The organism is Endozoicomonas sp. SESOKO2 (assembly GCF_024606245.1).
Classification (GTDB): domain Bacteria; phylum Pseudomonadota; class Gammaproteobacteria; order Pseudomonadales; family Endozoicomonadaceae; genus Endozoicomonas_A.
Window position 1 is genome coordinate 1 of the sequence record NZ_JAHHPQ010000249.1, and the last position, 1666, is coordinate 1666.

1 protein-coding gene is annotated in these 1666 nt (G+C 44.1%); it reads left to right on the plus strand.

Features of this window, described 5'->3' with window-relative positions; all coding sequences use genetic code 11:
* The coding region (locus KDK17_RS05980; RefSeq protein WP_257287590.1) for a DUF4116 domain-containing protein at nucleotides 1–1471 on the plus strand (1471 nt) is incomplete at its 5' end.
* Nucleotides 1472–1666: the final 195 nt, after the last annotated feature.

A 1666-nucleotide genomic window follows, 5' to 3' on the forward strand; every position in this document is an offset into this window, starting at 1 on the left:
TGAGCAGGTGCGGAGTGTCCATGAGCTGATTTTTGCCCTGCATAAGCGCTTTGTAGAGGCATTGGCACCGGTCACTCTGGCTTCAGATCAGGGCAGGATATCTACGGAAAAAAACATTACTTATGTCGATTGTACGACCCCGGGTGAACAGGCACCGCTATTGAGGCTCTCCGATAAAGCATCTATGAAAGAGCTAGGGCTTTCCGGGACAGTCATCAGTATGGATAAAGCCGTGATTGTTAACCTGAAGTTAGGGTGTCATGTGGGTCTTATTGAGCTGCTTGAACACGCAGAGGGGGGTAAAGGACGAACCTTGCGACTGACATTCTCCGACAACTTTGATGTAACCGATTATGATAAATCCGGCAAGTTCAGGCGTATGTGGTTTCTGGCGCAATTATTGAAAGAGATCGGACTGGATAAAAATGCTGGCAGCATGAAGCTGAGTTGCAACGCTGTAGCGGGTAAAATGACCATTGAATGCCCCCGAATGAAATTACGTCAAACCATGCAGCATGCCTTTGAAAAACTGATCATTGTGTTACGTGCTATGTATAATCTGGATCTTGATTTGAATTCCAGGCCCATTTTTGAAGGAGGGCAGTGGGACTTTAACATCCTTGCACAACGTATTAATCGTAATGTCGCGACTGAAGCAGAGAGATTCGCCTTTCAACATTGTCTTTTTGTAAAGTCTCATCTAAATGGAAGTGTTTGGCACATTACTTCCGGTTGCTGCCGGTTTTTGAGTAAATACTACCAACAGTTTGCCTATGGTGCCCGGCTGCTAAGTCTGTCTCGGCAGTCAACGTTACTCAGGGAAAATCCGGGGGAACTTCTGAGTGAAAGATTAATGAGTGATGAGATTTCTGAGGACATCCGCAGGGAACTCTTACATCATTTTTTGCTAATAAATCCCACTAGTGCTACCAGATTGGTTGAGCAAGTGTATGACTTGGAAAATCAATGCTTTGTCATTAATCCATCTTACTGTTACAGGTTGGAGTTTTATGTGCCACCGGGTAAACCGCTTGGCGATCATAAAGAAAAGGTCAGGAATTGCCTGCTGAAACATGGACTGCAATATGCCAGCCAACGGGTTCGAAATGATAAAGTTTTTGTATTACCCGCTATTTCAGAACATCCTGCAGAACTGCGATATTTGAGTGAGGAGCTGAGGAATGATGTAGATGTAGTCAAGGCCGCTGTCGCAGAATATCCCAAAGCTTTGTGCCATGCCAGTGAAAGAATACGAAGTGATAAAAACATTATTGAAAGCTTAATGGCTGTCAATGTTGATACCTTAAGATATGCCAATAATACATTATTGAATGATCGCGAGTACATGCTGAACTTAATTGCACAGAATCCTCGTGCGTTTATCTTTGTTGCTTTCAGGCTTAGAATAGATAAGGCTTTTATCGAGGCAGCAAGACAAAGAAACCCCGAAGTTCGTGGATACGTCTGGTGATCTGCGAACCAGGCCTGATCGATTCAGACAAGGTTGACCAGTGTAAATCATCTTGCCAGCTTGTTGTTTTTCCTTCTAATGCGTTCTTCAGGCTGACGGGTGAACTTTATAAAAACATTATTGTCGAAAGGAGGTGATCACTAGCAGCCTGTCGGACTTAAGGCCGTCCTACTGCGGCTGGAATAAATTGGTCTA